Consider the following 25,569-nt stretch of genomic DNA (forward strand, 5'->3'; position numbering starts at 1 on the left):
TTCTGCCTTTCGGCTGTCATTCATCCAGGAATTCAAGATGCACATCACCATCCGGCCTTGCCGAAACAAATAGCCTGCGGCTGAACGCCTCGTCTTCTTCCGGATAATCTTCGCGGTAGTGGGCCCCCCTGCTTTCCCTGCGTTCCAGCATCGCAAGAAGCAAGACTTGGGATAGCATCAGGAAATTCCGCACCTTGAAGGCCAGCTGCCGTTTGTCCGGCCGGCTGATGAGCAGCGGCAAGTCCACCGCTTGCTCCAGATTCCGGATTTCCTCCAACGCAGCGGTCAATCCCTTTTCGGACCGGACGACGTTTGCGTGATACCAAAGGATTTCCCTGATTTTCTCGGTCACCGCCCTCGCCCGTTCCGCAGCGGCCTCCGCATCCGTATCGTCTGCCGAAGCCGGGTCGCCGAACATCCCGGACAGGCGACCTGCCGCGACAGCTTCGTCGGCATTTCCGTGAGAAACCGTGCCGATATAGCCGGCGCAGTCCTCGGCAGCCCGCTTCCCGAACACCATGCAGGCACCTGTGGAGTTGCCGCCGAGCCGGTTCGCCCCCTCGATGTTGCAGGAGAGTTCGCCGATGACGTACAGGCCGTCCACCCCAGTCCGTCCCCGGGAATCGATCAACACTCCGCCGTTGCTCGCATGGGCGAACGGGGCGATTCGGATCTCGTCTTCCGCCAGGTCGACGTTCCGTTCCTTTAGCCAGTCCAGATAAACGGTATAAAACTCTTCCTTATTCTCATAGATGGCCGGATTGAACAGCAGCCTAAACCCTTTCTCGTTCCCCGTTTCAGCGATCCGTTTCATCATGGCGATATCGAAATACCTGGATTCCAGAGAATGCGTAAATGGTCCGTGAGTGCTCCGGATCTCCATGCAATCCCTCATGCCGAGGCCTTCCGGAAGCATCGGCAGGAGAAGGCTCTTCCCCTCCCCGTCCACGATATCCTCGCAGTACATGAGAGTATGCTCGCCGAAAAGCGTCTTGTATTTCGGCGCAGTGATGCCCGGGATGAATTGGATAAATTCCATGTTCACGAGGCGGGCCCCCGCCTCCATTGCAAGAACATGACCTGATCCGTCCACATCATTCGGGTTCAGGTTGTGCTTATAGATCGAACCGAATCCGCCGGTCGCAAGGATGGCCGCCTTGCATCGGACAAGCACGAGCTCATTGTTTTCATCCAGCAGCACGGCGCCGGTCACCCGGCCGCTTTCCTTGATCAGCGTCAGGATGACCGTCTTTTCCATGACGGAAAGCGTGTCATACCGTGCGAAGATCTCGCCGACCTTCCGCCGGATGCGGTCCCAGTCGCTCAGCAGGTAAATATTCCGGGCATTCGGCGCAAAGCAGGCCTTCCGCTCTCCGTCCAGCTTTTTCGCAGCCACTCCGATTTCGGGATATTCCCTGACCCGCTCCGGAATTTCATGGACATACACTTCGGCGAGGTCCTGCCTATACATCCCGCGGCTCATTTCTTCGATGTCTTCCAGAAACTTCTGCTCGTCTTCGGCATCTTTGGTCACCTGGGTGCCGAGGGAGGCTTTCAGCGGATAGAAACTGGATCCGGACGCGATCTTCATCTTCGTCACCATGAGAACCCGATGCCCGAGGTCCGAAAGCTCTTTTGCCGCCTTGATGCCGGCCAGTCCGCTTCCCGCGACGAGCACATCCGTTTCGATTGTTTTCCTGATCTCCATCCTGTTCACCTACCCTTCTGCATGTTTCCAGGCTCAGTTGGACGCTTGATCGTAAAACGTCATGTCCCCGTCTTCGGCTTTGCTTTTCTCTTTGAACAGCAGGCTGAAACCATAGCCGAAGATCAGCGAAGCCATCAGGTTAATGATCGAATACGCCCAGAGAGTAATGTCTGTAAAATACGAAATGTAAATGGCCAGTGCCGTAGTGGCGATAAATCCGAGAAGCGCACCTTTTGCATTGGCCTTTTTCGTCATGACGCCAAGCGTGAATGTGCCGCCGATAATCCCGAGGGCCAGTCCCATGAGACCGTTGAACCATTCGTAGGCCGAGCTGACATCGGAGTACGCAAGCAGGATGGCGAATCCAATCGAGAAAACTCCGACAAGTGCCGATACGACACGTGCGATCTTCGTGCTTTTCTCATCGCTCATCCCCGGCTTGAACACATTCTGGATGTCCAGTGTCCAGCTGGTCGCGACACTGTTCAGGCCCGTCGACAGCGTCGACTGCCCGGCCGCGAACAGGCCGGCGATCAGCAGGCCGGAAATCCCGACCGGCAGCTCACTGACGATGTAATTGGCAAAGATCAAATCGCCCTTGCCGTCCGGCATCGCGCCGCCCTGCTGTGTATAGAACGTGTAGAGCGCTGTCCCGATAAAGAAGAACAGGGTTGCTGTCCCGAGGGACAACAGGCCGTTCAAATAAGTCATCTTGTTCATCTCTTTGGTATCGTTCGTTGTCAGGTAGCGCTGGACCATGTCCTGGCTCGAGATGTACGAAAACGCAGTCGATAGCCCCGCACCAAAGATCAGAAGCAGGATGCTGTTGTTGACGAAGTTCAGATCGAACAGCGGCATGTCCGTGAAGAACTTTCCGTTATCCGTACCGGTCCTGAACACTTCACCGATTCCGCCGTCTATTGAGAACAGCAGGAAGATCAGGGCGAAGACGCCTCCGCCGATCAGGACGACGCCTTGGATAAAGTCCGTCCATAGAACGGATTTGATACCGCCGAACGCGGAGTAGATCGTCGCGATGACCCCCATGAACAGGATGATCAGGACGGTATTGATGCCGGTGACCGCGCTCAGTGCGATGGCCGGCAAGTACATGATGATCGACATGCGGCCGATCTGGTAGACGATGAACAGGACGCTGCCGATCATCCTCATCTTCACATCAAAGCGCCGCTCCAGATATTCATAGGCCGTGTCCAGATTCAGCTTTCGGTAGACCGGAAGGAAAAAGTAGATTGCGACCGGCACGGCAATAAACAGGCCAAGCTGCGCGAACCAAAGTTCCCAGGAGCCGAGATAGGAGTTTCCAGCCAGAGAAAGGAACGAAATCGGGCTGAGCAACGTGGCAAACAAGCTGACGGATGTGACCCACCACGGGATTGAGCCGTCCCCCTTAAAAAACTCTTTGCCCTGCATCTCCTTTTTCGCGACGGCAATCCCCACATAAAGGATGAACAGCAGGTAAGCGAACAAAATCACGTAGTCGATGACTGCAAATGTACCACCCATATGATTTCCCCCTTAGCCGATCAGCAGTATTTCACTGCCATCGCTTTCGCGTTTTTGACTTTGTCTTCAGTCAGGCGCTTCATCGGCTTCCTGCAATAGCCGGCGTCGACGCCCTTTGCCTTCAGGATTTCTTTGATTGTCTGGTAGAGTCCGTTCGCCAGGATTTCCGCGATCAGATCGTTCGTCACTTTCTGGATTTCGCGGGCTTCATCAATCCGGCTTTCCTTGGCAAGCGCATAAATCTGCTTGGCACGCTGGCCGTTGACATTGAACGTGCTGCCGATTGCACCGTCCACGTTGAGAACCGCTGCGGAAAGCAGCATTTCGTCAAATCCGGAATAAATCAGTTTGTCCGGGAAGGCATGGCGGATTCTCTCCAGAAGGAAGAAGTCCGGTGCCGTAAACTTCACACCAATGACTTTCTCGTTCTCGAACAGCTCCGCAAATTGATCGAGGTTCATGCTGACGCCTGTCAGAGCAGGGATCGAATAGATGATCATCTTGTTGTCGACGTTCTCAAGAATCGTGTTGTAGTAGTCCTTGACTTCTTCAAAGTCAAAGCGGTAATAAAACGGTGTGACCGCGGACAGGGCATCATACCCGAGGTCTGTTGCGTATTGGGCCAGTTCGACCGCTTCGTCGATATCCAGCGCCCCGACCTGGGCAATCAGCTTGACCTCGTCCTTTACTTCATCCTTGACGATTTCAAACACTTTCTTTTTCTGGTCCGCGGACATGAGGAAGTTCTCCCCTGAGCTTCCGTTCACATAAAGACCGTCCACTTTTTGCACATCGATATTGTGTCGCACGATTTCACGCAGGCCTTTTTCGTTTACCTGGCCTTTCTCATCAAACGAGCAAATCAGTGCCGTAAAAATTCCGTTCATATTCTCACCTTCCGATTATGTATTGGACGATTGTTATGCCTGCCCGTCCATGGCATCCGCAAACTTTTTCGTAATCAGCTGAGGGCGGGTGATTGCTCCGCCAACCACTACCGCATGGGCACCGATCCGGAGCGCCTCCCGCGCTTTGTCCGGTGTATCGATATTACCTTCCGCGATGACGGGAACCGACACGCGGGAGACGGTTTCCTCCAACGCATCAAGCGGCAAATGCCCTTCCGTGTAGGGGGTGTAACCCACGAGTGTCGTCGCGACGATGTCGACGCCCGCCCGCTCCGCCTCGACCGCTTCGTCAGCGCTCGAACAGTCGGCCATGAACAGCTGATCCGGGAATGAAGCCTTTACTTCGCCGAAGAAATCCGCGAACGTCTTACCGTCCGGCCGCTTTCTGCCCGTCGCGTCGAACGCGATGACATCAACACCTTCCTCAACCAGTTCCGAGACTTCCTTGAAGGTCGGCGTGATAAAAACGGGATGATCTCCGTAATTTTTCTTGACGATGCCGATGATCGGCAGGTCTACTTCCTTCTTGATCGCACGGATATCCTTGACCGTGTTGGCCCGGATTCCCGCGGCGCCGCCGATTTTGGCCGCCAATGCCATCTTGCCCATGATATAAGGGTCATGGAGGGGCTCATCCTCGAGCGCCTGGCAAGAGACGATCAGCCGGCCCTTCAGCATTTCCAAACTATCCATCCTGATTCTCCACCTTCTGACACATTGAGGCCGCCTGTTGATGAAATATGCGGCAAATAGAAAACGATTTCACGAGAAAAATATATCACTTTTGATAATTGATTGTCAAAAACTTTCGAGAAAGTGACAGCAAACATTCAAATTATTGAATCCATCTTCCTGTATGATTCCATTTGAGCTGACGGCCACAACAACACTAAAGGCCTTATCAAAATAGGCCTATTAGCCCTTTTATTCTTACGACCCCTGTATTTAGTAATCAAAATCGAATAGTTTAATAGACTCAAAAATCCAAACTTAAAGAAATGCTATTGTCACCTAGATTCACCGGCTTCATGATAATCGTGAAGGGAGGAAAATATCCTGGATCATAAGGCCCACGTAAAGTATTTGTAAGCTTTGCTAAGTTTGTGTTGATTCTATTGAATTGCCTATGATTCTCCTGCACGATTCAAATTGGACTTCATTAAAAAGGAGCGAAACCTTAATGGATCAAAAGCGTTGGCGAAGGCCGCTGAATGGTCTGCTGTCCGCAGGCCTCATGCTGAGCCTGATGGTTCCCGCAATCCCGGCGTCAGCAAATGCGCAAACTGCTGCGGAAAACCTGCTGATCTCGGAATACATCGAAGGAAGCAGCTTTAACAAGGCTCTGGAACTCTATAACGGCACCGGAACGGAAGTAGATCTCGGGGCCTACTCCCTTGAACTGTATGCAAACGGATCCGCTTCACCGAGCCACTCCCTGAAACTTTCCGGTACACTTTCACCAGGCGAAACCTATGTCCTGGCCCATAACCAGGCGGCCTCTGACATCACCGGTAAAGCCGATCTTCTGAACCAGACGGTCATCAACTTTAACGGCGACGATGCAATCGTCCTGAAAAAGGACGGACAGGTCATCGATTCTTTTGGCCAGGTCGGCACGAGGGCCAATTTCGGAACGGACCTGACCCTCATACGCAAGGCGGCGGTCACTTCCGGCGACCGGATCGCCGATGATCCGTTCGACCGGACCGTTGAATGGGATGCGTTTGGAAAAGACGACTTCTCGAATCTGGGCACCCACCTTCAGGAAGGAAGCCCGGCCGAACCGGAACAGCCGGTTGACACCCTATCCATCGCGGATGCCCGAGACCTTCCTCTTGGCGAAACGGTCACCATCAAAGGTGTGGTCGCAGCCAATCTGAAGAACACCATTTCCGTCCAAGACGAAACAGGCGGCATCGCGGTCCGCCCGACTTCCCTTGGCCTTGAAGTCGGCGAAGAAGTAACGCTGACCGGAACGCTTGCCGACTACCGCGGCCTCCTGCAACTGGACGGCGCGGCTGTCGTCAGCCGGGCAGATGCGGATGCGCCCGTGTCAAAAACCGTAACCGGCGACCAGATCGGCGAAGCGCTTGAATCGCAACTGGTCACCATTAGCGGCGTGACGCTCGGCGGCATGTCCGGCGGCGGCTCCTCGGCAAACTTCACGGCGAGCGACGGCAACGGCGAATTTATCGTCCGCGACGAGTCCAATCAGCTCGGGCTTGAAGAAGGCATGGCCTACGAGTCGGTCACCGGCATCGTCCAGCAGTTCGACAGCGGCTATCAAGTGATCCCGCGAAGTTTCGAAGATATCGTTGCTGACAGCACAATCCTTCGTCCGGCATCCGCGACGCCCGGCTCCGGCACATATGTCGGGCCTCAGGAAGTGACCCTGTCCACAACGACGTCAGACGCCGATATTCTTTACACGGTGGACGGCTCCGATCCGGCTGAAAACGGCAAGGTTTACGACGGACCGGTCACCATCAGCAAAGACACTGTCCTAAAAGCAGTCGTCCGGAACGCCGGCGGCGAGTTCAGCGGCGTGTCCACGTTCGAGTACACGATCACTGAAGCGCTCCGCATCCATGACATCCAGGGCGCCGGCCACTTCACCTCGTTTGACGGCCAGCGGGTCGAAGGCGTGGAAGGGATCGTCACTTATCATTACGAGCTGAACGGCTCGCATTATTACCACATCCAGACGCCGGATGAGCTGGCGGACAACGACCCGCACACGTCCGAAGCGATCACGCTCTATGCGGGGCGCAACGGCTGGCCGGTCCAAATCGGCGATCTCGTCTCCGTCTCCGGTGAAGTGAGCGAGTACGCCATAGACGGTTTCTCGGACCGCCAGGAGACCGATCTTCCGGTCACCCAGATCAACGTGCGTGATGACCGCGGCGGACAGGTGACTGTGCTTGAACGCGGCCTGGATCTGCCTGACCCGGTCCTGATTGATGAGAGGAATCTCCCCGCAGAGACAGTCGACGATGACCAGCTCACCATTTTTGACCCGGGATCGGATGCGATCGACTTCTGGGAAAGCCTTGAGGGCATGCGAGTGACGGTCGGCGATATCCGTGCAGTCGGCCCGCAGGAACACGGCGATCTCGTCACCGTACTCGAAGATTGGCCGGAAGAAACGATCCACGGCGGGATCCTCTACAAGGAAGGTGACCAAAACGCGGAGCGCATCCAGTTCCGCCTCGAGCCAAACGGCCCGGCACGTGATTTCAAAGTTGCGACTGGTGACCGGTTCAAAGGCCCGAACATGGGCGTCGTGGGCTACTCGTTCCAGAACTACAAGATCTTCGCTTCACTCGAAGAGATGCAGGCGAACCATTTGGAAGGCGACACGGAGCCGGAACAGACGACAATCGTCAAGAATGAGGACAAGCTGACGATCGCTTCCTACAATCTCGAGAATTTTTCGAACAACAAAAAGACCACGTCCGATGACAAGGCACGCAAGCTCGCCCGCGCATTTGCGACCGACATGAAAAGCCCTGACATCGTCGGCGTGACCGAAGTCCAGGACAATAACGGCCCGGACGCCGGCGACTCTGATGCATCCGAATCGTACCAGCGCCTGATCGACGCCATCGTCGAGGCGGGCGGTGTCCGTTATGAATATGTGAACATCAACCCGGTCAACGACAAAGACGGCGGCCAGCCGGGCGCGAATATACGCGTCGGCTTCCTCTACAACCCTGAGCGCGTCTCGCTCACTGACGGGATTCCCCACGGAGACGCGACAACAGCTGTCGGCTACGAGGACGGCAAGCTCACGCTGAACCCTGGCCGCATCGCGCCGAACGACCCGGCATTCGAAAACAGCCGCAAGCCGCTAGCCGCCCAATTCGACTTCCAGGGCGAGCGCATCGTCGTCATCGCAAACCACTGGAACTCCAAAGGCGGAGACACCCCGATCTTCGGCAAAATCCAGCCGCCGGTCCTGGGCAGCGAAGCGCAACGCATCGAAATCGCCAAGTTGGTCCGTGGTTTCGTCGAAGACGTGAAAGCGGACGATCCGGATGCGAATGTCGTTGCAGTCGGCGACTTCAACGACTATCAGTTCGCTGAACCACTCAAAATCCTGGAAGGCGACCTGATGACGAATATGATCCGCCATGTCGAAGCACCTGACCGCTATACGTACATTTACCAGGGCAACTCACAGGTACTGGACCACATTATCGTCTCGAACAACCTTGTGGATGACACGGAAATCGATATTCTTCACGTCAATGCAGACTTTACCGACATGGCAGGACGCGCGAGCGATCACGATCCGCTCATGGTCCAGATCGACCTTTTGGAAGGCATGGATTTCGAACCGATCGTGCCGGAAGATCACTATGTCTTTGACAAGCCTGACAAAAAGAAAGTGACGATCGGAAAGCAAAGTGTATCCGTCACAATCAACGAACACGGCGTCATCCCGGACGGTCTTCACCTGAATGGACGCTACGCGGAATTCCACGGCGAAGGCTTCCAAAGTCAGAAAGTTTATCTCAAGCCGAAACAGGACGGCACGATCATCGATGCCAAAGGTACTGAAGTGATGGAGCTGATCATCGAAGGCGGGAAGCCGCTTGAGATCCGCGGCGGCGAAAACATCCAATCAATCACGTTTGAAAAAAAAGCTTCTCCGGAACTTGTGACAATCTATGATTCCAAAGGCCGGCTGATCGGCCTTCCGGGTGAGAAAGAACCTGCACCCGAAACCAACCGGGCGCCTGTAGTGTCCTCACCGATTAAGGACCAGTCGGCGACCGAGGGAGAAGGCATCTCCGTCGATCTGTCGGACCACTTCTCAGATCCGGACGGCGATCCCCTCACCTACTCGGCGACAAAAGGTACCGTCTCCGGCAGCACACTGACGCTCGACCTGGAAGCCGGCACGCATCTCGTAGCCGTGACGGCAACAGACGGCAAGAGCACCGTGACCGCCCGTTTCGCAGTAACGATAAAAACGGCGGAGCAACCCGGAAATCCGGAAGAGCCGGGTGATCCGGACAACTACTACAGCGGAACGGAAGGCCTGGAAGGCGAAGCCCTGAAGGCCGCCCTCCACGATATCATTTCAGAACAGGAAGTCCTCTCCTATTCAGAAGTGTGGGAAGCGCTGCGTCTGACGGACGAGGACCCCGATCGTCCGGACAATGTCATCCTGTTTTACTCCCAGCAGTCCCGCTCCAAAGATCGGAACGGCGGGCAGGTCGGAGATTGGAACCGCGAGCACGTCTGGGCAAAATCCCACGGAGATTTCGGCACTTCCCGTGGCCCCGGAACAGACATTCACCACCTTCGGCCGACAGACGTCCAGGTGAATAGCACCCGGGGCAACCTTGACTTCGATTATGGAGGCAATCCGGTCAGCAACTGCAGCGGATGCCTTCGCGACGGTGATTCATTTGAAGCGCCTGATGAGGTTAAGGGAGACGTCGCACGGATGCTCTTCTATATGGCGACCCGCTATGAAGAAGGCGACCGGGTGGATCTTGAACTCAATGAACAAGTCAACAACGGCAGTGCCCCGTTCCACGGCAAGCTTTCCGTCCTTCTCGAGTGGCATGAGATGGACCCGGTCAGCGACTTCGAACAGCACAGGAACGATGTGATCTTTGACATCCAGGGCAACCGCAACCCGTTCATCGACAATCCGGAATGGGCGGAATCGATTTTCGGAAACGGCGCGGCCGGCAACAAAATGGAACAGGCTTCGTGAACCTGACTCCTACATTAATCACATGAGAAAGAGGGATCTTTATGCAGAAATCCAAATGGATCAAGTCGTCTGCAGCCGTATTACTCCTGGCATTTGGTTTCTCCGGTATTCCGGGGAACACATTTGCTGCTGAAGGCGATTTCGATCTCACCGTCATGCACACAAATGATACGCATTCGCATGTTGAGACCATTCCCCAGCGGGCAACGATTGTCGAACAAATCAGAAGCGTGCATCCGAACCATCTTCTGCTGGATGCAGGGGATGTCTTTTCCGGCACCCTTTATTTCAACGAATACCAAGGCGCTGTGAGCCTGGAACTGATGAATAAGCTCGGATACGATGCCATGACCTTCGGCAACCATGAATTCGATCTGGGATCAAGACCGGAAGGCCATCAGAAACTGAGCGAATTCGTAACCGGTGCACAATTCCCGTTTGTTTCGGCGAACGTCGACTTTTCCGGCGATACGCTTTTTGATGGGCTCCAGCATGATGTGTACACCTCCTCCTTCAGCGGCGGAGGCATCTACAAAGGCATCATCAAGGAAATCGACGGTGAGCAGGTCGGCATCTTCGGGCTGACGACGGAAGAAACACCGGACATCTCAAGCGTCGGTTCGGTCGCATTCAGCAATTACATTTCAGCGGCACAAGAAGCCGTTGACGCTTTCAGGAACCAGGGTGTCGACAAAATCATCGCCCTCACTCATATCGGCTATAATGATTCACCCGTATATGACAATGACCTGCTCTTGGCGAAAAACGTGCAAGGCATCGACGTCATCGTCGGCGGACACACCCATGTGGAACTCAGCGAGCCTACCGTCTACCAGGATGGACGGAATGAGCCGACGGTCATCGTCCAGGCCTTTGAATACGGCAAATTCCTCGGCCAGCTTGATGTGACATTCGATGACAGCGGCGCCATCACGTCCTACTCGGGGCAGCTTCATGACACATCCTCCGCTGAAGCAGACGCGGACTATGAAGCGGCCCTCAAGCCGTACAAGGAACGGGTTGAACAAATCAAACAAGAATCGACCGGTGTCACAGCCTTCACTACGCTTGACGGCGAGCGGGCAAAGGTACGCACACAAGAAACGAACCTGGGCAACCTCATCACGGACGGCATGCTCGCAAAAGCCAAGACGATCGACAGCGCGACTTCGATCGCTCTGACGAACGGCGGTGGCATCCGGGCTTCCATCAACGAAGGGGACATCACGGTCGGTGAAGTAATCAATGTCATGCCGTTCGGCAACTCCCTTGCCATCATGGAACTGAGCGGGTCTGAGATCCTGTCCGCGCTTGAGCACAGCGTCTCCGCTTATCCGACGGCTTCCGGCGCATTCCTCCACGTTGCCGGAATGAAGTTCAAGTTCGATCCTGAACAGCCGGCCGGCGAACGGGTATTTGACGCAGGCGTGGTCGGTGAAGACGGCAACACGACTAAAATCGACCCTGTAGCCATGTACAAGGTGGCAACCAACATTTTCACCGCCAAAGGCGGAGACGGGTATGACATGTTCGCACAGGCCTATGAAGAAGGCCGGGTCAGCGAGCCCGGATTTGCGGATTGGGAAATGTTCATCGACTATATCCAATCGCTCGGCACTGTGGATCCACAGATCGAAGGCCGGATCACTGCCGACCCGGGCGGCCTTGAACCGATCGGCTGGACCGTACAGAAAAATGGCAAGATGTCCTACCTGGATCACAAAGGAAATAAAGTGACCGGCTGGCTGGAGGCTGAAGGAGAAACGTACTACTTCCACAAAAACGGCGATCTCCGCACAGGATGGACAAAAGTCGATGGAGACTGGTATTACTTCGATGCAAAAACAGGAGCGATGAAAACAGGCTGGCTGAACGACCCGAAAAACAGCAAGACCTACTATCTCCACGAAGACGGCAAGCGCCAGAGTGGAGGCACGCTTGAAATCGATGGAGCGGTCTACACCTTCAAAAACAACGGTGAGCTGACGAATTAACCGCAGAATCAAAGAAATCGGCTTCAGCCCTGTTAATGGGCTGAAGCCGATTTTCAATTTAAAAATAGTCGCCGATTCCGAGAAGAATGGCTTCTGCTGCCCGTTCCCGATAAATGGCCTGAGCCAATTTGGCGGAATCTTGGGGGTGATCGATGAACCCGATTTCAATTAGTGAACTTGGAATTTTCGTTTCCCGGATCACGTGGAAATTCCCTTCTGCCACGCGCCTGTAAGACATTCCCATCCTGGCAACCAGTTGGTCCTGCAAAGCGTTTGCAAGGTGGATGCTCCGCTGTTTTTCGTATTTCCCATACCAGAACGTTTCCACACCTTTGGCGTCACCATTAAACTTGTTGGCGTGAATACTGATAAACAAGTCCGCGCCTGAGGAGTTTGCAATCGCAGCGCGCTCAGAGAGTTCCAGAAAGATGTCGGTCTTTCTGGTCATGATCACGTGGGCACCGGCATTTTTCAACAGACGCTCTGCACGGAGAGCCGTATCAAGGACGATTTCCTTCTCAACCAAACCCAGGGCTACACCACCCGGATCATGTCCTCCATGCCCGGCGTCCAGGACTACTTTTTTACCCTGCAGACTTAAGACATCGGATTCATGTATGTACCCTTTCCGCGCTTTCCCATTCACATAAACGGTCGCCTCATACCATCCCGGAATGAACGAATAATAAGTGAGCTTATGGCCGAACGAATAGCTTTTCAGGCTCGTACTGTTCCGCGAAGCCCGCGAATAAACAGGGACCTTGGATTTTGCGGCAGCGCCCTGGATTCTTATTTGCGGGTTGGCGGCATGGATCACATGGGATCGGTGAATATACCCAGTACGCGCCTTTCCACTTACATACACCGTCGCCTTATACCAATCCCCTGCAAATGTCTCATACTTGAGGACAGTACCCGCGGAATAAGTCTTAAGGGAAGGCGCACTCAGGGATGCTGATGAGTAAACCGGAGTCGGCTGCTTTTTCGCAACGCCCCTTAACGGTGTTGGCCGCTCCGTAATATTCGCAACGTGGCTTTTGTGGATAAAGCCGGACATCGCCTTGCCATTTACATAGACGGTCGCCCCGTACCAATCACCGGATGTGGAGCGGTAAGACAGGATTTTGCCTTCTCCATATGACTTCAGTTTTTTGGAATCGAGATCCTGGCTTGAAAACACATGGGTCGGGGACTTCAGTGCGATTCCCTTAAGAGGCAACCCTTCAACTTTTTCACCGGATACATCGGCTTTGCGGATGTATCCTTTTTTCTTTTCGCCCGAGACGTATACAGTTGCAGAGTGCCAGTTCTCTGAAAGCGTCCGGTAAGCAAGCCGCTGATTGAGCGGATAGCTTTTCAGTACAGCAGAACCGGTATCCGGCCCCGAATAGACGTGAACCGTCTGCTTGGCCGCATATCCGGACCCTGACGAATCCCCGACCAGCAAATCGACATCTTTTTTGGCGATCAGGCCGTCTTTTGCCTGACCGGCTATGTAGACAGTAGCGGCGTACCATTCTCCATCGGCTTGAGTAAATTTTAAAATCGTCCCTTGGCCATAACTTTTCAGCACAGCGGACGGGTTTTGACGATCATATACCCGTGTCGGAGACTTTAGTGCCAAGCCGTACAGAGCGGGATGACTTGCCGTCGCCTCGTTCTGCACGCTCATCATCGAAGTTGCCGGCTCCGGATTGGCTGTTTCTCCGGATTCTTTCTGATTTTCATCAACCGGATCAGATTTAGCTTGGACTTCGGTCGTCTCTGGTGCAGCCTGCTCTTCAACAGGCTCCGGTTTCTCTTTTGTCTCGGCAAGATCGCCCCCGGGCACTTCCGCATCTTCCATTCCATCTGTGGCTGAATCCGGATTCACGGGCGGATCTTCCGGAGCTGCCTCTTCTGTTTCAGGGAGATTCTCTTCTTCAATCATTTCGAGAAATTCATTTGCAACAAAGACTCGGACAGGTTCGGACAGTTGTTGTTTATTGATTGCCCCGTCTTCTTGCAGAACCTGTACGTTCGAGCGCCGGTCCCCTATTTCCAAAACGGCTACTTTCTCTCCGGCTTTCAATTCTCCGATTTCTTCTTGACTGTCTGCATCGGAATAGTAAGGCACAAAGTTGTCTCCCGCCTTAGCCGAAGTGATATAGGCATATAATAGATGTTGTCCCGGGTCAGGTTCGGTTAAGTTTTCTGCATGTATTCCCGGCATCCGGAAACTCATCGCCAACATCAGCACGCTCACAATTAAAGCTACTTTTTTCTTCATTTTACCCCTCTTCATCTCATATTCCTTTAATCCGGTATTTTACATTTTGGGATAAATCCGAACAGATGTCCATGGTACTTTCAATGCAAATCATAAGGGATGCACCGAGATAAACGGCGCATCCCTTACTCAAATTTTAAGCTGTTTCACTGCTGACCCTTGCACCAGCGGCAACTTTTCGGAACCAGTAGATGACCACTGCACCGATCAGCGCAAATCCGAGGTAGCCAGTGATCGGATACAGGGTACCGACCAGGCTGACAAATCCGACAAAGCTGAGTGCAAAACCGCCGATGCCGAACAGGAACACATACGCCTTGAAACGCGCTGTGCCCGCTTCCGATACACGCGCTGTAAAGGAGTAAAGCATACCGACAGCCGTGTTGTAAATCATGCAGAGCAGCACGATTGCCATGATATTGGCGAGAATCGGCGAGACCTCAGCGGCAAGTGCCAATATCGGCATGGCTGCTCCGCCCACTGCATCCAACTTGGCCATCATGGCGATGTTGACGAGCAGAATCAGGATACCAAGCAGCCCCCCGCCGATTGCGCCGCCGATTGCCGCGGTCTTGCGGTCCTTTACCGTACCGCCCATGACGGCAAGCATGGATGCGCTGCATGCGATGTTAAAGGAGACATACAGGAAGGCGCTCAGCAGCCAGTGGGGCGCTGCTGCATCCTGTTCCTGCGCCAACCGTGCAATTTCCGTACCTGAAATGTCGGCCGTCATAACCGAATAGCCCGCCAAGATGATGATCATCGCCACCAGGAATGGCGTGACGGCTCCGATCAACGTGATGATTTTCTGGACATTAAGCAGAACCGTCACCATGGTCGCCACGACCATGAACAAGCTGCCGACAACAGCCGGAATCCCGAACTGTTCTTCAAAAAGCGAGCCTGCGCCAGCGTACATAATGACTGCTACGCCAAAGAGGAAGAACGTGATGACGGCGTCCACAAACAAGCCGATCGGTTTCCCGCAAATCTTATAGATGATTTCCTTATGGGATTTCGACTTGAGTGAACTCCCGATGCTGGCCAGATTCATTCCGATAAAAGCAAACACGAACATAGCGGCGATACCGCCGGCAATCCCCCACAATCCGAAACTTGTGAAAAACTGTAGAATTTCCTGGCCAGAGGCAAAGCCTGCCCCGACCACTACCCCTGCAAATGCGGCGCCCAGCCGGATACTTTCTTTCAACTTGCATCCCCTCCGTTTACAGGAAGGTTACCTGTCCGTCAAAACAGGCCATCCCCCTGTGTGTTTTCTAAGATGAACATCTTTTCATGGCCAAGAAAGCGTTTCCGGCATGTCGGCGAGATACCCGGAAAGGTCTTAGGATTCAAGTCGTTCAAAAAAAGATTAGGCCATAGCCCGCAATCGTCTAATTTGCGGAATGTTCAGTCTTGTGAAGCGAAAGGAAACCGGTGCCCGCAAGCACCGTTTGTTTCCGCTCTGACCTCTCCGCTCTCCCTCAGCGGGCGGTCTCTGTCATTTCCGACCGGAAGACCTCTTCTCCCACCGTGTACTTGTTCATCTTTTCAAGATCCGGCTCATATCCGATTCCGTAACCGGAAGGAACGGTGATTTCGCCATCCACCGCTTCAACCGCAGGCGTGATGATATCTTCTTCCCAATACCGGTCGGAACCCGCCGTATCCCCCGGCAGCGTGAAGCCAGGCAGCGTTGTCAGTGCGACGTTGTGGGCGCGTCCGATGCCCGCCTCAAGCATGCCGCCGCACCAGAGATCAATTCCTTTTCCGACACAATAATCGTGGATTTTCTTTGCCTCGGTCAACCCTCCGACACGGCCGATCTTCACGTTGATGATCCGGCAGCTGCCGAGTTCGACCGCCTTGCGCGCATCCTCCAGCGAATGGATGCTTTCGTCCAGGCAGACCGGCGTCTCAAGCTCTTCCTGAAGCTTGGCATGATCAATGATGTCATCATGCGCGAGCGGCTGTTCAACCATCATGAGATTAAAGTCATCGAGCAACTTGAGGAGCTCGATGTCATCCAGGGTGTACGCGGAGTTCGCATCCGCCATGAGCGGGACATCCGGAAACGCTTCCCTGACCGCACGGATGACCTCAATGTCGACACCTGGTTTGATCTTCATCTTGATCCGCTTGTAACCCTGTCCGATAAAGTCGCGGACCGTCTCGACCATCTGCTCTTTGCTGTCCTGGATGCCGATCGAGATGCCGACATCGATTGTTTCCTTGTCACCGCCAAGCGCTTCCGCAAGAGTCAGCTTGTTCCGTTTGGCGTAGAGGTCCCATATGGCGCCCTCAACAGCGGATTTTGCCATGTTGTTCCGGCGGATCGGGGAGAAAATTTCATTGACCTCGTCCGGATGGCTGATGTCTTTGCCGAGCAGCAGAGGAACGAGAATGTCGCGGATGACATGTGCGTTCGTTTCAACCGTTTCTTCCGCATACCATGGGTAGGTAAAAGCGACCGACTCCCCCCAGCCGGAATTCCCTTCCTCGTCAATTGCCTCGATCAGCAGGAACGGCTTATCCTGCATCGTTCCGAAACTCGTCGTAAATGGGTGTTTCATGCGCATTTCCATACGGCGCATGCGAATCTCTTTGATGATCAAATTTCCCATCTCCTTTTTGTCGTTATAGCGGCACATGTTCTTTGCGGTAAAGGATATATTCATTCAGGCGGCTGTCTTTTCTCCGGACATCGGCCAGAACGTATCCCGCTCTGAATGCCTCTGTGAAAATCCCTCTCGTCTTTTCCCGCCAGTCGATGGCCAGTGCCATGTCCTCTTTGCGCATCGCCTGGAAATCGGCGGGAACAGGGACAGCGAAACCAGTTGCATCCGGAGCGCTTCCCGGAGTGTTCAGCACAGGCTGGCCGGACCCGCTGAAGGACACCGTGTACGGGTGCGCCCAGGCCAATTCCGGCTGGCGGATGCCATCCGTCACGCGCGGGCTTTTGATCCACCAGTCCAGGCGGAATCGGTCTGTCGGAAGCCCTGCGTTCAGAGGATCTTTCATCTCGCCGTAGCAGTTTTCCCAGTAGGTGCTGACCACTCCGCCAAGCTTGCGGATGTTCAGGTAGGCATTGCGGCTTTCGAGCGGGTCGAATGTCCACTGGATCCAGTTATAGCCGATCTCTCTCGCGAGTTCCGCCTGATGCCTCTTGATCGCCGCGCCAAGCCCCGAGTGGCGGTATTCCGGAAGGAGGGCCAGCATGTGTGAACACAGGTAAGGCCGCTTTCCGTCAAAACCGGCGAAGCTGTACTGGAAGCCCACCGCCTGTTCCCCGATAAAGGCACCGATCAGAAGGCCTCCGTTTTTCATCGCGGTCATGAACTGCTGGGGCGGCGTCGTGCTTCCCCATACTGCCCGCTCCAGTTCTGAAGCCTGATGAACTTCTTCCTTCTCAAACGATCGGATCACCGGTTGCTCCATCTTCATCCCTCCCCCTTGTTTCAGATGCCTTCCACATAATAAAATCCATTGTCGATTTCCCGTGCTTCTTCGTGCCTCTTTTGCACCGCAGCAGGATTTTTCACGCATACGGCTGCCACAAGCGCGTTCAGGAACGAAAAGAGCGGCGCCGCCTTGTCGATGGTCGAAGTTCCTGATTCGATGGTGAACAGCAAGTCGCAGTATGCGGAAACAGGGGCCGACAGGGAGTCGCTGATGCCGATGATGAAAGCCCCCCGCTTTTTTGCAAGCCTTGAAATCTCAATCGTCTCTGTGAGATAGCGGTGGAAGCCGAAGACGATCAGCACGGAGCGGCTGTCCGTCCGGACCATTGTAAGGGCCGGGTCCTCCGCCTGGGGATGCATGACATGGACACCATCACGGACGAGCCTGAGCATGAGTGCAAGCCATGACGCTGCAGGATAAGAAGCACGCAGGCCAAGCACGGCCAGGTTCTCGGCAGTGAGAATCTCGCGCACAGCCCGGTCAAACTGTGCGGATTCGATGTTGCGAGCCGTCTCGGCGATGGCCTGCCGGTCCCGCTCCATGACTTCCTCGAAAATCCGGCCATCCCCGCCGATCGACAGTTTGTCTTTCTGGTAATCCGAAAAGCTGCTTTCCGGCGTATACAATTCTTCCCGGATCGCTTTCTGCAGTGCCGGGTAACCGGTGAATCCCATGTTGTAGCTGAATCGGATCACCGTCGACTCACTCGTCCCGGTCCGCTCCCCGAGCTCTGAACCCGAACAGACCGCAACTTCATGCGGCCGCTCCATCACATACTCGGCCACTTTCCGCTGCCCCCTCGGCAGCTTCAGGATTTCCCTGTGTACCAAACCCTTCAACATCATCCCTTCACCCCCCTTCGACCCTATGTAACCGTCACAGCAACAAGGCTAATGGACGGGAAATAAATGAATACGGTACTGCGATAACTGCCCGGGCCCATTTTGAAGCGAATCCTGCATGTTTCTTCCATCAATGAAGGAAGTCCTTCAATCTGATTGTTACACTATCATGATTGGGTACCGGGTGCAATATATTTCTGAATATTATCTTTCCTCTTTATAATCGGGAGGTGCACAAAAACCGGACCGCCCTGCATTTGTCCTGCAGGTCCTGTCCGGTTGGCGTATCGGGTATGGCAATCTGTAATTACCCGGATATAGAGTGAACGCACTTTGTTGCCCTTCATCTAACCGTATTCACTTCATCCGCCATTTGCCTGATGAGGGAGCGGTTCCGCTCTTTAAAGCGCTCGTTGTGCGAAGAGACCATGCCGCGATCATGCGCTTCCGGATCGACATACGTTTTGGCGCGGTTGACGGCATTGACGGCATCCTGGAATGCGCCGACCAAAAGGTTCACCTTACCTGCATAGGACAGGCAATCACCTGCCGCAAAAATACCCGGAACAGAGGTGGCCGCATCAGCCCTTCCCTCGAAGAAATGGCCGTCTTTCCGGAGGGGTTCGGAACCGGCTCCGAACTCAAGTGTGGCATCCCGCTCATAGCCGTGGCTGATGACGACATCATCCACTTCGACGCGGGTGAGGGCGCCCGTTTCCGTGTCCTTCAGCTCCACCATTTCGATCCGGGTTTTCGCTCCATCGGCAAACAACCGGTGGATCGCCACATTCAGCAAGATATCCGTGCCGCTTCGCCTCACCTTTTCCACCTGTGCCTCATGCGCGCAGAAATTATCCCTGCGGTGGACGAGAATCACTTTCGCCGCGATGCCGGACAGCTCGTCCGCCCAGTCAACCGCCGCATCGCCGCCGCCCGAGATCAGCACGGTTCTGCCCGTGAAAGTCGCGAGTGACGGCATCGTGTAGTGAAGATTGTCCATCTCCGCCACGGCAGCACCCTGAAGCTTAAGCTTCTGGGGCGTCACGATTCCGCCGCCGTTCGCCATGATGATGGCCTTGGACAGATGGACCCGTCCCAGATGGTCCTCCGTCTCGAACAAACCCAGGCCATTTTTCCGGATCGAGGTGATTTTCGTATTGGTCAGGATTTCCGGGCCGAATGTTTTCCCCTGTTCAATCAGCTGCTTTCGGAACGTCTCTCCCTGGAGCGGAGGCTGGCCACCCGCATCCCAGATCACCTTTTCCCTGAACAGGCAAATCTTACCGCCGAGTTCTTCCCTTGCCTCGATCAGCCTCACATCCATGCCGCGAAGGCCGCTGTAAAACGCCGAATACAGCCCCGCCGGCCCACCGCCGATAATCGTCACATCCCGGATTGGTTCTGTCATGTCGATTCCTCCCTCTTATGCTCCAGAAAACAGTTGACACCTTCAGAATTTGGCTTTATCATCTGAAATTGAAAATCATTCTCACCGATAATCATTTTCATTGAGAATAACACGTTCCATTCCAAAAAGAAAGGAGTAATCCGATATGCAACTGCTCGCCGAACAGATCCAGGTCGGCTACGGGGACACACCGATCGTACACGGGATGGACATTTCGTTTCCCGAGGGCAAGATCACGACCATCATCGGTTCCAACGGATGCGGCAAATCGACGCTCCTGAAGGCGATCACGCGCATCATCCCCCACCAGGACGGCGCCGTCCTGCTTGACGGCGCCAATATCCGGTCGATGGATACGAAAGCACTCGCCAGGAAGATGGCGATCCTACCCCAGACACAGGACAGCGCGAACGGCCTCCTGGTCGGAGAACTTGTCGCCTACGGCAGGTTCCCCTACCAGAAAGGATTCGGGCGGCTGAGCGCGGAAGACCGGCGCATGGTCGACTGGGCGCTCGGGGCGACCCGCATGGATGAATTCCGTGACCGGCCGGTGGATGCCCTGTCCGGCGGCCAGCGGCAACGGGCCTGGATTGCGATGGCACTCGCACAGGACACCGGAATCATCTTCCTGGATGAGCCGACCACCTACCTGGACATGGCCCACCAGCTTGAAGTTCTGGAGCTTCTTCAGAAATTGAACCGGGAAGAGGGCCGGACGATCGTCATGGTGCTGCATGACCTCAACCAGGCTGCGCGATTTTCCGACCATCTGATTGCCCTTTCCGCGGGAAGACTCGTCAAGAGCGGACCGCCTGAGGAAGTCCTCGTACCTGATGTGCTGAAAAAAGTGTTCCGCATCGATGCGGTCATCGGAAAAGACCCGAGAACCGGGACTCCCTTCTGCATGACGTACGATCTGATCAAATAAATGACCATCCGAAGGAGAATTTCCATGAACAAGAAACTGTTTTTGATCCTCACCCTTTTCATGACACTTGCGCTTGCCGCATGTTCGTCTGGCGCCACCGATGACAGCAAGAATGACGCGGAAGAAAAACCGGCCTCCGACACCACCGTCTACGAATCGGAAACCGGGCCCGTCGAAGTGCCGGCCGACCCTCAGCGCGTCGTTGTCCTGTCTTCCTACGCAGGCGACCTGATCAAGCTCGGCGTGCCGATTGTCGGCGTCGACTCCTGGTCGGCAGGCAACCCGAACTTTGACGAAGCCCTGAAAGATGCGCAAGTGGTTTCCAATGAAGACATCGAGAAAATCATCGAACTGGAGCCCGACCTGATCATCGGACTGAACAATATCCAGAACGCCGACAAATTGGAGAAAATCGCGCCGACCGTCCTCTTCACCTACGGCAAGAACGACTACCTCCAGCAGCACATCGAGATCGCCAAAGTCGTCAACAAGGAAAAGGAAGCCACTGAATGGGCTGAAGACTTCAAGAAGCGCGCGGAAGACCTTGGCACGCGCATCAAAGAGAAAATCGGAGACGATGCCACCGTCACAGTTGCGGAAAACTTTGAGAAGCAGCTGTACCTGTTTGGCGACAACTGGGGACGCGGCACAGAGATCCTCTACCAGGCAATGGGCCTGAAGATGCCGAAGAAGGTTGAAGACGTGGCGCTTGAGCCCGGTTACTTCGCCATCTCCCAGGAAGTGCTCGGGGACTATACCGGTGACTATCTGATCTTGAGCCTGACAAAAGATCAGGACACCGCGTTCACGGATGCCGAGTGGTTCAAAAAAATCCCGGCAGTGAAAAACGGCAACCTGATCATCGCAGATGCCAAAAAAGCTTATTTCAATGATGCCCTGACACTTGATTACCAGCTGGATTTCTTCGAACAGGAATTTCTCGGAAACGAATAACAGAAGAAAAGCGGCCAATCTTGCGGGCCGCTTTTCCGTTGGATGAGGAATGTGATAAAACGATATGACCACGAAACGATTTCTTCCATTTCCGATACAGCTTATGCTCGGCAGCCTTCTTGTCGCCGTCTCCTTTATCGCAGCGCTGACACTCGGCGCCGCGGATACCGGCATACGTGATGTATGGCAGGCGGTGTCCTCATCGGCCGGCGAGCATGCCTCCGTCCTCCGGGAACTCCGGATTCCGCGGGTTATTGCGGCCCTCTTCACCGGAGCAGCGCTCGGCGTCGCTGGCGCGATCATGCAGGGGGTCACCCGCAACCCGCTGGCGGACCCCGGCCTTCTCGGGCTCACTTCCGGCGCAAACGCCGCGCTCGCCCTGTCACTGGCACTGGTTCCCGGCATTCCCTACCTCGGCATCCTCGCCGCCTGCTTTGTCGGTGCCGCTGCCGGCATGATCCTGGTCTTCGGCATCGGCGCGTCCAGCCGGGGCGGCATGTCCGCGATGCGTCTTGTCGTCGCAGGCGCCGCGGTTTCGGCTTTCCTGCAGGCGGTCGCGGACGGGTCGGGCATCATCTTCCAGATTTCCAAGGATGTCTCTCTCTGGACAGCGGGCGGCCTCATGGGCACGACCCCGGAGGCGCTCATCGTCGTTCCGTTTATCGCAATCGGACTGATCGGCGCCATCGCCGTCAGCCGCCAGCTGACCATCCTCAGCCTGCAGGAAGACGTCGCTGCAGGCCTCGGCCAGCGGGTATTCCTCATGAAAGCCATCATGATGGGCATCACTGCTCTTCTCGCGGGGGCTGCCGTCGCCCTTGTCGGCAACCTGGCGTTTGTCGGCCTGATCATCCCGCATATTGTGCGGACCTTCAGCGGTTCGGATTATACGCGGATCATTCCGATGAGCGCCCTGCTCGGCGCTGTATTCATGGTGCTGGCCGATCTCGCGGGCCGGACCTTGAATGCGCCGTTCGAGACGCCGGTCGTCGCCATCACCGCACTGATCGGACTGCCGTTCTTCCTCATGATCGTCCGGAAAGGAGGGCTCCGGGATGCATAATGCAAAAAAACGCCGGACGCTCCGCGGTATCCTTTTGCTCGCCGCACTGTTCGTCGCCGTCCTCCTAGCCGCCCTCTCGGCCGGCGCTTCCGGTGTGACGATCGACCGGCTTCTTCCCGTCCTGGCCGGCAACGGCACATTCAAGGAGTCCTTTATCCTGCTTGAAGTCCGTTTGCCCAGGCTTACGGTGCTCGTGCTTGCAGGAATTGCGCTTGCAGTTTCCGGGTCGATCCTCCAGACCGTCACACGGAATGACCTGGCGGACCCGGGCATCATCGGGATCCATTCCGGAGCAGGATTCGCCATCACTGTGTTTTATCTGTTTGCCGGTGGAGACATCCCGTATTACGCTTATCTGCTTCCTGCTGTCGGCTTTGCCGGAGCCATCGTGACGGCGGCATTCATCTATCTGTTTTCGGTTGAGAAAGGGCGCGGACTGCGACCGATGCGCCTCCTTCTGGTCGGGATCGGATTTGCTTCCGCCCTGTCCGGCGGCATGATGCTGCTCATTTCCGGTGCCGAGCGCCGGGAGGCCGCCTTTGTCGCGCAGTGGCTCGCGGGAAGTGTCTGGGGCGCGGACTGGCCGTTTGTGCTTGCTCTCTTGCCGTGGATCGTTGTGCTTGTTCCGTTTGTCCTGTACCGGTCAAACATGCTCAACATCCTGGCGCTCAGCGAATCTTCGGCGATCGGACTCGGACTGAAGCTGTCCCGGAGCCGGATGATTTTGATTGCAATCGCAGTCGCCCTTGCCGCGGCCGCTGTCTCCGTCACCGGCTACATCGCCTTTATCGGGCTGATGGCCCCGCACATCGCCAGGACCATTGTCGGGCCGCGCCACCAGCATTATCTGCCGGCGGCGATGCTGATCGGCGCCGGCCTCCTTGTCGCGGCGGACACGATCGGCCACTCGATGCCGGCCTTCACCGTCCCCGCCGGCATCATCGCCGCCCTCATCGGCGCGCCGTACTTCCTTTATCTGATGAGGAAGAGCGGATGAAACCGGGCGATCTTATTGAGACGTTGACATACTCAATTGAGACGCATCCAGCAAAAGAAAACCAGCAGCCGTCGCCGGCTGCTGGTTTTCTCATTCACGCGAAAGTCGCGATCCATTCTTTGATTTCCATCCCGCGTGCGCCTTTTTCGACGTACGGGTCCTGCTTGGCGATTTCCTCCGCCGCTTCCAGTGACTCGGCCTGGTAAATCACCATGCCGCCGGAGCCGTCGGCAAACCGGCCCTTTGCCTTCACATTGCCCTTCTCAATCTGCTCATCCAGGAACGCCAGGTGATCCGGCCGCAGTGTCTGGCTCAGTTCCTCGTTTTTCATCGGCAGATAAACTGCATAATAAGACATCCCGCTTCCCCCATTCCACTCGTTGTCCGTTCCATTATACCGTTTTCCGGACACCTCGGGAATGAGGCGGTTGGTCAGGCTTTTACGGGTGCCTTCCGGGCGACGCCCGTCCGGACCGCGGCGTCCGCGACTGATTTCGCCACTGCGTCCGCAACCCGCACGTCAAACGGATCCGGGATGATCCGGTCATCGGTAAGCGCCGTACGGCCGATCAGGTCTGCAATCGCATGGGCAGCGGCACGCTTCATTTCCTCGTTCACTTCGCTCGCCCGCACACTGAGTGCTCCACGGAAGATACCCGGGAATGCGAGAATATTGTTGACTTGGTTCGGGAAGTCCGAGCGCCCCGTTCCGACGATTCGGGCACCTGCAGCTTTTGCCTCATCCGGCATGATCTCCGGAACCGGATTTGCCATCGCGAAGATGATCGGCTCCTCCGCCATCGTGCGGACCATGTCCTGCGTAAGCGCTCCTGCTGCGGAAACCCCGATAAACACATCCGCGCCGACGATGACTTCCGCCAGGCTGCCGTTTTTCCTTTCAGGGTTCGTCATCTGCGCGATCGATTCCTTCATGGCATTCATCCGCTCCGCCCGGCCTTCATAGATTGCACCTGCGGTATCGCACATGACAATCTGTTCCACTCCGAATCCGAGCAGCAGCTTTGCAATTGCCACACCTGCCGCACCCGCGCCGTTCATGACAACCTTCATGTCACGAAGTTCGCGCCCGGTCAGACGGGACGCATTCAGAAGGCCGGCAGCGACAACAATTGCCGTACCATGCTGGTCATCGTGGAACACCGGGATATCCAATTCCTCTTTCAGCCGATCCTCGATCTCGAAGCACGCGGGGGCCGCAATGTCTTCGAGGTTGATCCCGCCGAACACGCCGGACATCAGCTTGACCGCGTTCACGAACTCATCCGGGTCTTCTGTGTCCAGTACGACCGGAAACGCATCCACGCCTCCGAATCGCTTGAACAGTGCCGCCTTGCCTTCCATTACGGGAATCGAAGCTGCGGCGCCGATATTTCCAAGGCCGAGCACTGCCGTGCCGTTGCTGATGACACCGACCGTGTGGCCCTTGATTGTATAATCGTAGATGCTTTCCGGGTCCTGCTCGATTTCCAGGCAGGGACCGGCGACGCCCGGCGAATACACCAGGCTCAGGTCACGCTTCGACTCGATCGGGGACGTTACGGTCACCTGCAGCTTTCCTTCCAGCTCTCGATGCAAATCCAGCGCTTCTTCATACTTTTTCACCGGTCTCCACTCCTTTAGCCCATTAACTGAGCAAATTAAAAATATACGTTCCATTGTATATCCCGTATATCTTAAAATCAACTGAATCAGAATAATTGTAGATGAAACACATGAAATCACGGATAAAGCAATGTTTTGGCAGTTTGCCGAAC

18 protein-coding genes are annotated in these 25,569 nt (G+C 55.3%); 6 read left to right on the forward strand and 12 right to left on the reverse strand.

The window, feature by feature from the left end; translation table 11 throughout:
- Window positions 1–16 precede the first annotated feature (16 nt).
- The 4 genes from BLT01_RS03935 to BLT01_RS03950 are packed head-to-tail and all read right to left on the reverse strand — an operon-like array spanning window position 17 to window position 4,836.
- Window positions 17–1,708 carry an FAD-binding protein gene (locus BLT01_RS03935; RefSeq protein WP_092094809.1) on the reverse strand — a complete coding sequence of 564 codons (1,692 nt, stop codon included), beginning with the start codon at window positions 1,706–1,708 and terminating at the stop codon, window positions 17–19.
- 33 nt (window positions 1,709–1,741) lie between these two features.
- Window positions 1,742–3,235, reverse strand: coding sequence for a sodium:solute symporter (locus BLT01_RS03940; protein WP_092094811.1), 1,494 nt, complete (start codon window positions 3,233–3,235; stop codon window positions 1,742–1,744).
- Between the two features lie 20 nt (window positions 3,236–3,255).
- Window positions 3,256–4,122 (reverse strand): N-acetylneuraminate lyase, encoded by an 867-nt coding sequence (locus BLT01_RS03945; protein ID WP_092094813.1) that lies wholly within the window; start codon window positions 4,120–4,122, stop codon window positions 3,256–3,258.
- Between the two features lie 33 nt (window positions 4,123–4,155).
- Window positions 4,156–4,836, reverse strand: coding sequence for an N-acetylmannosamine-6-phosphate 2-epimerase (locus tag BLT01_RS03950; protein ID WP_092094815.1), 681 nt, complete (start codon window positions 4,834–4,836; stop codon window positions 4,156–4,158).
- A 487-nt stretch (window positions 4,837–5,323) separates the two neighbouring features.
- Between BLT01_RS03950 and BLT01_RS03955 the strand changes: the two genes are divergently transcribed.
- Complete coding sequence (locus BLT01_RS03955) at window positions 5,324–9,877, forward strand: endonuclease (protein WP_092094817.1); 4,554 nt, start codon at window positions 5,324–5,326, stop codon at window positions 9,875–9,877.
- A gap of 41 nt (window positions 9,878–9,918) precedes the next feature.
- Entirely contained in the window at window positions 9,919–11,871 is a 1,953-nt protein-coding gene (locus BLT01_RS03960) for a 5'-nucleotidase C-terminal domain-containing protein (RefSeq protein ID WP_176765031.1), read from the forward strand.
- 58 nt (window positions 11,872–11,929) lie between these two features.
- On the opposite strand, the gene BLT01_RS03965 is transcribed toward BLT01_RS03960, so the two are convergent.
- From BLT01_RS03965 to BLT01_RS03990, 6 genes are all read right to left on the reverse strand, one after another.
- Window positions 11,930–14,140, reverse strand: coding sequence for an N-acetylmuramoyl-L-alanine amidase (locus BLT01_RS03965; RefSeq protein ID WP_176765032.1), 2,211 nt, complete (start codon window positions 14,138–14,140; stop codon window positions 11,930–11,932).
- A gap of 136 nt (window positions 14,141–14,276) precedes the next feature.
- Entirely contained in the window at window positions 14,277–15,350 is a 1,074-nt protein-coding gene (locus BLT01_RS03970) for a YkvI family membrane protein (protein WP_092094821.1), read from the reverse strand.
- A gap of 274 nt (window positions 15,351–15,624) precedes the next feature.
- Complete coding sequence (gene menC / locus BLT01_RS03975) at window positions 15,625–16,755, reverse strand: o-succinylbenzoate synthase (protein WP_092094823.1); 1,131 nt, start codon at window positions 16,753–16,755, stop codon at window positions 15,625–15,627.
- 22 nt (window positions 16,756–16,777) lie between these two features.
- The gene (locus BLT01_RS03980; RefSeq protein ID WP_092094825.1) at window positions 16,778–17,578 is read right to left on the reverse strand and encodes a GNAT family N-acetyltransferase; all 801 of its coding nucleotides are present in this window, start codon (window positions 17,576–17,578) and stop codon (window positions 16,778–16,780) included.
- Between the two features lie 20 nt (window positions 17,579–17,598).
- Window positions 17,599–18,447, reverse strand: a complete 849-nt coding sequence (locus tag BLT01_RS03985) for a MurR/RpiR family transcriptional regulator (RefSeq protein WP_092094827.1) — start codon at window positions 18,445–18,447, stop codon at window positions 17,599–17,601.
- 340 nt (window positions 18,448–18,787) lie between these two features.
- On the reverse strand, window positions 18,788–19,852 hold the full coding sequence (locus BLT01_RS03990) for an NAD(P)/FAD-dependent oxidoreductase (protein WP_092094829.1): 1,065 nt from the start codon (window positions 19,850–19,852) through the stop codon (window positions 18,788–18,790).
- Between the two features lie 145 nt (window positions 19,853–19,997).
- Between BLT01_RS03990 and BLT01_RS03995 the strand changes: the two genes are divergently transcribed.
- The 4 genes from BLT01_RS03995 to BLT01_RS04010 all read left to right on the forward strand — a co-directional run bounded on the left by BLT01_RS03995 (window position 19,998) and on the right by BLT01_RS04010 (window position 23,794).
- The gene (locus tag BLT01_RS03995; RefSeq protein WP_092094831.1) at window positions 19,998–20,780 is read left to right on the forward strand and encodes an ABC transporter ATP-binding protein; all 783 of its coding nucleotides are present in this window, start codon (window positions 19,998–20,000) and stop codon (window positions 20,778–20,780) included.
- Window positions 20,781–20,804: 24 nt separating this feature from the next.
- Complete coding sequence (locus BLT01_RS04000) at window positions 20,805–21,734, forward strand: iron-hydroxamate ABC transporter substrate-binding protein (protein WP_092094833.1); 930 nt, start codon at window positions 20,805–20,807, stop codon at window positions 21,732–21,734.
- A 64-nt stretch (window positions 21,735–21,798) separates the two neighbouring features.
- Entirely contained in the window at window positions 21,799–22,797 is a 999-nt protein-coding gene (locus BLT01_RS04005) for a FecCD family ABC transporter permease (RefSeq protein ID WP_092094835.1), read from the forward strand.
- Window positions 22,790–23,794 (forward strand): FecCD family ABC transporter permease, encoded by a 1,005-nt coding sequence (locus tag BLT01_RS04010; RefSeq protein WP_092094837.1) that lies wholly within the window; start codon window positions 22,790–22,792, stop codon window positions 23,792–23,794. Before BLT01_RS04005 ends, BLT01_RS04010 begins: the two co-directional genes overlap by 8 nt.
- 94 nt (window positions 23,795–23,888) lie before the next feature.
- Here BLT01_RS04010 and BLT01_RS04015 read toward each other — a convergent pair whose 3' ends face one another.
- The gene (locus tag BLT01_RS04015) at window positions 23,889–24,152 is read right to left on the reverse strand and encodes a YciI family protein (protein WP_092094839.1); all 264 of its coding nucleotides are present in this window, start codon (window positions 24,150–24,152) and stop codon (window positions 23,889–23,891) included.
- 74 nt (window positions 24,153–24,226) lie between these two features.
- Window positions 24,227–25,417, reverse strand: a complete 1,191-nt coding sequence (locus BLT01_RS04020) for an NAD(P)-dependent malic enzyme (protein WP_092094841.1) — start codon at window positions 25,415–25,417, stop codon at window positions 24,227–24,229.
- Window positions 25,418–25,569: the final 152 nt, after the last annotated feature.

It is taken from the genome of Bhargavaea beijingensis, from assembly GCF_900101985.1.
Classification (GTDB): domain Bacteria; phylum Bacillota; class Bacilli; order Bacillales_A; family Planococcaceae; genus Bhargavaea; species Bhargavaea beijingensis.

Bases quoted from the DNA above. Each gene is read 5' to 3' on its own strand.
- BLT01_RS04005 (WP_092094835.1), top strand. From the start codon at position 21,799: ATGACCACGAAACGATTTCTTCCATTTCCGATACAGCTTATGCTCGGC.
- BLT01_RS04000 (WP_092094833.1), top strand. From the start codon at position 20,805: ATGAACAAGAAACTGTTTTTGATCCTCACCCTTTTCATGACACTTGCG.
- BLT01_RS03990 (WP_092094829.1), bottom strand. From the start codon at position 19,852: ATGACAGAACCAATCCGGGATGTGACGATTATCGGCGGTGGGCCGGCG.
- BLT01_RS03945 (WP_092094813.1), bottom strand. From the start codon at position 4,122: ATGAACGGAATTTTTACGGCACTGATTTGCTCGTTTGATGAGAAAGGC.
- BLT01_RS04010 (WP_092094837.1), top strand. From the start codon at position 22,790: ATGCATAATGCAAAAAAACGCCGGACGCTCCGCGGTATCCTTTTGCTC.
- BLT01_RS03955 (WP_092094817.1), top strand. From the start codon at position 5,324: ATGGATCAAAAGCGTTGGCGAAGGCCGCTGAATGGTCTGCTGTCCGCA.
- BLT01_RS03960 (WP_176765031.1), top strand. From the start codon at position 9,919: ATGCAGAAATCCAAATGGATCAAGTCGTCTGCAGCCGTATTACTCCTG.
- BLT01_RS03940 (WP_092094811.1), bottom strand. From the start codon at position 3,235: ATGGGTGGTACATTTGCAGTCATCGACTACGTGATTTTGTTCGCTTAC.
- BLT01_RS04015 (WP_092094839.1), bottom strand. From the start codon at position 24,152: ATGTCTTATTATGCAGTTTATCTGCCGATGAAAAACGAGGAACTGAGC.
- BLT01_RS03985 (WP_092094827.1), bottom strand. From the start codon at position 18,447: ATGATGTTGAAGGGTTTGGTACACAGGGAAATCCTGAAGCTGCCGAGG.
- BLT01_RS03950 (WP_092094815.1), bottom strand. From the start codon at position 4,836: ATGGATAGTTTGGAAATGCTGAAGGGCCGGCTGATCGTCTCTTGCCAG.
- BLT01_RS03995 (WP_092094831.1), top strand. From the start codon at position 19,998: ATGCAACTGCTCGCCGAACAGATCCAGGTCGGCTACGGGGACACACCG.
- BLT01_RS03980 (WP_092094825.1), bottom strand. From the start codon at position 17,578: ATGGAGCAACCGGTGATCCGATCGTTTGAGAAGGAAGAAGTTCATCAG.
- BLT01_RS03935 (WP_092094809.1), bottom strand. From the start codon at position 1,708: ATGGAGATCAGGAAAACAATCGAAACGGATGTGCTCGTCGCGGGAAGC.
- BLT01_RS03965 (WP_176765032.1), bottom strand. From the start codon at position 14,140: ATGAAGAAAAAAGTAGCTTTAATTGTGAGCGTGCTGATGTTGGCGATG.